Origin of the sequence: Promicromonospora kroppenstedtii DSM 19349, from assembly GCF_000515355.1 — a bacterium.
GTDB classification, from domain to species: Bacteria; Actinomycetota; Actinomycetes; order Actinomycetales; family Cellulomonadaceae; genus Promicromonospora; species Promicromonospora kroppenstedtii.
On sequence record NZ_KI911759.1, the window covers coordinates 112,814 to 119,242 of the forward strand.

8 protein-coding genes and 1 pseudogene are annotated in these 6,429 nt (G+C 72.4%); 4 read left to right on the forward strand and 5 right to left on the reverse strand.

The features are described 5' to 3' along the window. Nucleotides 1–972: DUF4190 domain-containing protein (locus tag PROKR_RS37090; RefSeq protein WP_051433422.1), on the forward strand; the 972-nt coding region annotated here is incomplete at its 5' end. Nucleotides 973–1,166: 194 nt separating this feature from the next. On the opposite strand, the pseudogene PROKR_RS38275 reads toward PROKR_RS37090, so the two are convergent. Further along, a pseudogene (locus PROKR_RS38275) lies at nucleotides 1,167–1,343 on the reverse strand (DUF4253 domain-containing protein); the annotation flags it as partial. Nucleotides 1,344–1,394: 51 nt separating this feature from the next. Continuing rightward, entirely contained in the window at nucleotides 1,395–2,807 is a 1,413-nt protein-coding gene (locus PROKR_RS27175) for an MFS transporter (RefSeq protein WP_036970019.1), read from the reverse strand. Between the two features lie 85 nt (nucleotides 2,808–2,892). Between PROKR_RS27175 and PROKR_RS27180 the strand changes: the two genes are divergently transcribed. Continuing rightward, nucleotides 2,893–3,591, forward strand: a complete 699-nt coding sequence (locus tag PROKR_RS27180; RefSeq protein ID WP_036970022.1) for a GntR family transcriptional regulator — start codon at nucleotides 2,893–2,895, stop codon at nucleotides 3,589–3,591. Nucleotides 3,592–3,601: 10 nt separating this feature from the next. Here PROKR_RS27180 and PROKR_RS36400 read toward each other — a convergent pair whose 3' ends face one another. Continuing rightward, nucleotides 3,602–3,766, reverse strand: a complete 165-nt coding sequence (locus tag PROKR_RS36400) for a hypothetical protein (RefSeq protein WP_169736608.1) — start codon at nucleotides 3,764–3,766, stop codon at nucleotides 3,602–3,604. 25 nt (nucleotides 3,767–3,791) lie between these two features. Between PROKR_RS36400 and PROKR_RS27185 the strand changes: the two genes are divergently transcribed. Continuing rightward, nucleotides 3,792–4,313 carry a CGNR zinc finger domain-containing protein gene (locus tag PROKR_RS27185; protein ID WP_036970025.1) on the forward strand — a complete coding sequence of 174 codons (522 nt, stop codon included), beginning with the start codon at nucleotides 3,792–3,794 and terminating at the stop codon, nucleotides 4,311–4,313. A gap of 14 nt (nucleotides 4,314–4,327) precedes the next feature. On the opposite strand, the gene PROKR_RS27190 is transcribed toward PROKR_RS27185, so the two are convergent. Together PROKR_RS27190 and PROKR_RS27195 are read right to left on the reverse strand one after the other, a co-directional pair. Beyond that, nucleotides 4,328–5,230 carry a patatin-like phospholipase family protein gene (locus tag PROKR_RS27190; RefSeq protein WP_051433423.1) on the reverse strand — a complete coding sequence of 301 codons (903 nt, stop codon included), beginning with the start codon at nucleotides 5,228–5,230 and terminating at the stop codon, nucleotides 4,328–4,330. A 186-nt stretch (nucleotides 5,231–5,416) separates the two neighbouring features. Next, nucleotides 5,417–5,977 (reverse strand): GNAT family N-acetyltransferase, encoded by a 561-nt coding sequence (locus PROKR_RS27195; protein WP_036970031.1) that lies wholly within the window; start codon nucleotides 5,975–5,977, stop codon nucleotides 5,417–5,419. 84 nt (nucleotides 5,978–6,061) lie between these two features. On the opposite strand from PROKR_RS27195, the gene PROKR_RS27200 reads away from it, so the two are divergent. Continuing rightward, on the forward strand, nucleotides 6,062–6,429 hold a 368-nt coding region (locus tag PROKR_RS27200; RefSeq protein ID WP_211240261.1), incomplete at its 3' end, for a VOC family protein.

Consider the following 6,429-nt stretch of genomic DNA (forward strand, 5'->3'; position numbering starts at 1 on the left):
GGCTCGGCGCCGTACGGCTCGGCCGGTGTGCCGGCCGCGCAGGCCAACCCGCCCGCGACGACGAGCCTCGTGCTGGGCATCACGTCGTTGTTCCTCAGCCTCCTGTTCGTGCCGTCGATCCTCGGCATCGTGCTCGGGTTCGTGGGCCTGGCCCGCTCGCGCCGCACCGACCCGCCGACCGGGCGCGGGGCCGCGATCACCGGCATCGTCCTGTCGGTGGCCGGCGTAGTCCTCGGCGTGTTCGTCGCGATGGCGGCGTCAACGTTCGTGTCCGACGCGGCGAGGGCGATCGTGGACCGGAGCACCGCCGCCCCGGAGGACGAGGCCACACCTGCTCCTCCTGCCGACTTCGTCGAGGTCGACGCGGCCCGGTGGAGGTCCGTCGTCGAGCACCCCGGCAAGGCCGAGGGGCGGGCCATCGTGGTCTACGCGGAGGTCGCGAGGTTCGACAGCACCACGGGCACCGACCGGTTCCTCGGCGGCCTCGGGGTGGATCAGCCGGGCACCGAGCGGGAGCTGGAGGACCCGGCAGTCGTCATCGGGCCGGAGTTGCTGCTCGACGGCGTGGAATCCGGTGACGTGCTGCGGATCCATGCCGTGGTGACCGGCTCCGTCGAGCTCAGGACCGACCTCGGCGGCACCGTGACCGTCCCGGCGCTGACCGTCGCGGAGTTCGAGGACGTCGGCTTCGCGGACCTGGGCGCGGACCTCGCGGTCGGCGCTGCCGAGATCAAGCAGCCCAGCTGGATCTCGGTCCCGGTCACGGTGACCAACAGCGGGACACAGGCGTTCACGTACAGCGCCACGCTGGTCGCCGAGAGCAAGAACGGCAAGATGACCTACGACCGGGGCCCGGTGTTCGTCGAGAAGCTCGGTCCCGGCGAGGAGAAGAAGGTCGCCGTCGACTTCTTCCGAGACGTGCCCGACGACGCGGTCATCCGCGTGGAGTCGGTGGAACGGTTCGTCGAGTGAGGGCGGCTGCAGCCGGGAGCCGCACCCGGGCCGGCAGCAACAGCGGCGCGGGGTGAACGTAGGTCCTGGAGGTGTGTTGCGCTGCGTAGACATTGTCTACTCAGCGCAACACGCCTCCAGGATGTAAGGACTGTCCGGGCCCACGGTGCGGTCCTTTTGATGGGCCGCGACGGCGGGCCTCGGTCCCACCAGAACGTCCAGACGTTCACGCCGATGAGCGCCGAGGCGTACTTGTCGACCGTGTTGTGGTCGCTCTGCCAGATGTTGTCCGGGCAGAACGCGAAGTGCTCGAGCGCGACTGCCCGGGCGTGGTCCTTGCTGCCCTGGAGGTAGACGCGACCTGGTCGGCCGGCGGCTACCTCTCGTGACACGGCAACGCGGACGCCGCCCCGTCTCCAGGGCGACGTCCGCGCAGCGTGTTGTCAGTCCTGCTTCGCCGCAGCCGGCGTGCCGCCGTCGACCGGCGCGGCGCCATCGGCCGGACCAGCACCATCCGAACCAGCACCACCGAGCGCCGGCCAGCTCGCGTACTCCACGCCGCCACGCCGCGCGGGCGCCGTCTCGGGCAGCATGACGAGCGCGACGATCGAGCACACCACGAGCAGCGCCGTGTACCCGGCGACCAGCCAGAAGCCGCCGTCGGCCGCGACCAGCAGTGCCGTGGCGACCACGGTGAACGGGCCCGAGGCGACCATGGCGCCGAACTGCCACACCACCGAGACGCCCGAGTAGCGCACCGAGGAGTCGAAGAGCTCCGGGAAGAACGACGCCTGCGGGGCGTACGTGCCCGAGTGGCCGAGCCCGAGGCCGACCACGAGCAGCGCCGTGATCACCGCGAGGTTCTCCGTCTGCACCGCGAGGAACGCGGGCACGATGAGCAGCAGGTTCAGCACGGCCAGCGTCAGGAACACCGGGCGGCGTCCGACGCGGTCGGTGATGTGCCCCCACACCGGGATCATGACGATCTCGACCAGGATCGCGATGATGACCGCCTCCAGCACCAGGCCGGAGCTGTAGCCGTTGTTGTCCGCGTACGCGACCAGGAAGATCGTGTAGAAGGGGAACATCGCGGCCTCGACGAACTTGGCGAAGAACCCGCCCACCACCTCGCGACGGCGCTGGCCGAACAGCTGGCGCAGCGGGGCGTGCGACTCGGCCTTGCGCTCGCGGGCGGCCTTGAAGGTCTCGGACTCGTCGACCTTCGACCGGATGTACAGGCCGACGGCGACCACGACGATCGACAGCAGGAACGGCACGCGCCAGCCCCAGGCGAGGAACGCGTCCTCGTCCATCCACTGCTGCAGGCCGGCGAACAGCGCCGTCGGGATGAGGTAGGCCACGGGGGAACCGAGCTGCACGAAGCTCGCGTAGAAGCCGCGCCGCTTCTGCGGCGACGCCTCGGCCGTGAGCAGGACGGCGCCACCCTGCTCACCGCCGACGCCGAAGCCCTGGATGAGCCGGACGACCACCAGGATGACGGCCGCCCACATGCCGATCTGCTCGTAGGTGGGCATCAGGCCGACGGCGAACGTGCCGAGCCCGGTGAGCAGCAGGGTGAACACGAGCGCCTTCTTGCGGCCCAGCCGGTCACCGATGTGGCCCCAGACCAGTCCGCCGAGCGGCCGGGCGAAGAAGCCCACCGCGTACGTCGAGAACGCGGCGAGCGTGCCGACCAGCGGGTCGGCCTCGGGGAAGAAGATCTGGTTGAACACCAGGGCCGAGGCCGTGCCGTAGATGAAGAAGTCGTAGTACTCGGCGATGGTGCCGATGACGGACGCGCCGACCGTCTTTCGCAGAGTCTTCGGGTCGACCGTGCCGGCCGGGGTGCCGCTCATGCTGCCTCCTCGCAGTGGATCACCCCGGGACGCTAGCATACTAGTGCGCTAGAACACGATTGCAGATCTACGGCAGAATCAGGGCATGTCGACGCCGCCACTCCTGACCACCGCCCGGGTCCGCGGGGAGAACACCCGCCGTCTGGTCCACACCTGGCTCCGCCGGCAGATCATCGGGCTGGAGCTGGCCCCGGGCGAGCCGCTGTCGGAGGCCGAGATCGGCTCGCGCCTCGGCGTCAGCCGCACCCCCGTGCGCGAGAGCCTGATCCTGCTCGCCGAGGAGGGGCTCGTGGAGGTGTTCCCGCAGCGCGGAAGCTTCGTGGGGCCCATTCGCTACGAGGACGTCGTCTCGGCCCAGTTCGTGCGCGAGGCCATCGAGTGCTCGTCGCTGGAGCAGGGCGGCTCCCTGGTGACCGCGGGCGACGTCGCCGAGCTGCGCGCCCTGATCGTGCGGCAGCACGAGGCGGAGCGCGCCGAGGACGCCGGGGCGTTCTTCGACCTCGACGAGGAGTTCCACCTGCGGCTCATGCGCGCCTGCGGGCACGAGTCCGCGTGGCGCATCGTGGCGTCCGCGAAGGCGCAGATGGACCGCGCCCGCCGGCTCTCGCTGCCCGAGGGCGGCAAGATGACCGGCCTCATCGAGCAGCACGAGAGCGTGGTCGACGCGCTGGACCTGGGCGACGTCGTCGCGGCCGTCGCGCGGCTGCGCGAGCACCTGCGCGTGGTGCTGCAGGACATCACGCACATCCAGGCGGAGCGGCCGGAGCTGTTCGCGCGGGCGTAGTGCCCTGGGATCACGCGCCGCCGAAGGCCCTGCTGAGGGCGGCCGGCGGCGCGTCCGTGCGGGCCTGCAGGTCCACGCGGCGCGCCCCGCACCTGGTGCACCGCACGTAGAGCACCCAGCCGGCCGAGGTGGGGTGGCGTGAGTCGGTCGTCCACGAGTGCTCGGTCGTCGTCATCCCTCCACGATGATGTAATGGCCTTGTGCATCTCAACCCTTACGGCGAGTACGCGGTGCTGCTCGCCGCGTCCCTGGCCAACGACTGGCCGGACGACCGGGCGGGGATCGAGGACCGCACCCGCGAGTTCGGCATGACCATGGAGTTCCGCGAGGAGCCGGCCGACCACGCGCACGCCCGCCAGGCCATCGACGAGTGGCTGCGCGTCGTGGACACGCCGGAGCCCGAGCAGCGCGCCGCGCTGCTGAACGCCCAGATGGCCGCCGTGGCGGCCTATCCGCGCCTGACCGACCACGACGGCGAGGGCTGGCACCTGCACTACCGGGACGAGAACCAGGTGCTCTCGGCAGTGCTGCGGGCGGTGATCAGCGTGGGCACCTCGCTCCACCTCGTCACGCGCGGCATGCACCGCCTGGCGCGCTGCGCGTCGGAGCCCTGCACGAACGTCGTGGTCGACGTGACCCGCAACGGTCGGCAGCGCTACTGCTCGGTGCGCTGCGCCAACCGCGCCGCGGTGCGGCGGCACCGCGGGCGGTCGGCGCCCTAGGCGTCACACCTGGCTCAGCGCCAGAGCTCGCCCACCTGCCCGGCGAGGGACTTCCCCTGGTCGTAGCCCGCCTGCGCCACGGCCGGACGCCGGGAGTAGTCCATGGCGCCGGCGCCGGACATGAGCCCGGCGACGTCGCCCGGGAAGACCGTCTCGACCCGGCTGCCGCCCGCGCGCAGGGCGCTCACCTGCGTGGCGAGGTCCAGGCCCCAGTCCGCGGGCGCGCGGGTGCGGCCGCCGAACGGGGACAGCACGAGCACGCGCGTGTACCCGGCCGCCAGGTCGGCGTTCTCGGCGTTGGCCCGGTAGCCGCCGTCGATGTACCGGCCCTCGCCGATGCGGTAGGCGAAGCCGCTGGAGCAGCTCGCCGCGACGGCGTCCGCCAGGTCGACGCCGCTGTGCCGGTCGAACAGGACGGGTTCTCCGGTGCGGGCGTCGACGGCCGTGAGGGCGATCGCCCGGTCCGGCCACGCCTGGTCGGGGAGGCGGGAGGCGACGGTGGCGCGCCACTGCGCCTGCACCGCGTCGTCCGACGTGCCGGGCAGGTCGAGGGCCGCCGCGCCCAGCCGGCGACGCATGTCGGCGACGTCCGTGGCGTCCTCGACGATCCGGCGGGTGCGTTCCATCTGGTCGGCCGCAGCCCGGACGCGGGCGGGATCCTGGGTCGGCCTGGTGCCGGCTGGGGCCGGGGCCGCGAGGACGGCGCCGTACAGCTCGGCGGGAGTCGCCCCACCGAGCTGGGCCGCGGTGGTCGACCCGGCGGACGTCCCGACGGTCAGGTCGGCGGTGGTCACGTCGACGCCGGCGTCGTACAGCCCGGCGACGACGCCGATGAGCCAGGCGTTGCCGGTCGACCCGCCGCCACCGAGAACGAGGGCGCGGGTACGGGGCACAGCAGAAGAGGGTGTGGTGTTCATGGGAGTCGCCTTTCGCGATTGCCGGTGCGGCGCTCCCGAGGCGACTAGATCGTCGCCGGGATCGTGGACTGCGGGGGAGCACCCGGTGCGGTCACTGCGTTCACGGGTCTCACCTCCTGCGGTCGGTACACGATCACGGCAGACGCTACCGTCCCGCCGTCGGGACGCGCAATCCGCTGCGCCGCGTCAGAGGGCTGAGCGACCCACGCCCTGTCGGACGCCCGGGGGCCGCACGCCGAACCACTGCTCGGCGCCGTACGCCTCGAACCTGGCCGTCTCGACGAAGCCCAGCCGCGTCGCGAGGCGCACCGAGCGCACGTTGGCGGTCTGCGTGGTCAGCACCACGGGCTCGCCGGGGAGCGCGCCCGAGAACCAGTCGAGGACGGCCGCGCACGACTCCGCGGCGTAGCCCCGGCCCCACACCTGCGGCAGGAACAGGTAGCCCAGCTCGACCTTCCCGGCGGCTCGGGGCGCCTGGTGCTCGCCGTCGCGGCTCTCGAGCGTGATGGCCCCGATCATCGCCCCGTCAAGGTCGACCACGAACTGACCCGGCCGGCCCTTCGGCACCGCGGGGATCGCGGCCTCCAGCTCGTCGCGGGGGCGCGCTCCGCCGATATACGCCCCCACCTCGGGCGACGCGTTCAGCTCGATGAGCGCCGCCCGGTCGCGGGCCTCAGGCTCGCGCAGCATCAGCCGCTCGGTGCGGATCGGCTCGGGCGGCCAGGTGACGCTTCCCAGGTCTGCCATGGCCGCAGACTACTGATGGCCCGGCAGCGGATGTCAGTGGCGGGAGGCAGTATCGGGGGTAGCGGACCCGACCTGGAGGACGTCATGGCTGACACACCCACCACCCCGCCGCGCACCTACCCCCACGGCGTGCCGAGCTGGATCGACCTGGAGACGCACGACGTCGACGCGGCCCTCGCCTTCTACGCCGACCTGTTCGGCTGGCGGTACAGCGAGCGGCTGCCGCCCGGCGCGGCCGGGCGCTACGTCGTCGCGTCGCTCGACGGCACGGAGGCCACCACGGTCGGTGCCATCGGGACGCCGTCGGCCGGTTTCGACGGCGAGGTCATGTGGCACACCTACATCGCCGTGGACGACGCCGACGCCGCGGCCGCCCGGGTCGTCGAGCTGGGCGGCGTCGTGAGCTCGGGGCCCGAGGACGTCGGGCCGCCGGGGGAGCCCGCCGGGCGGAT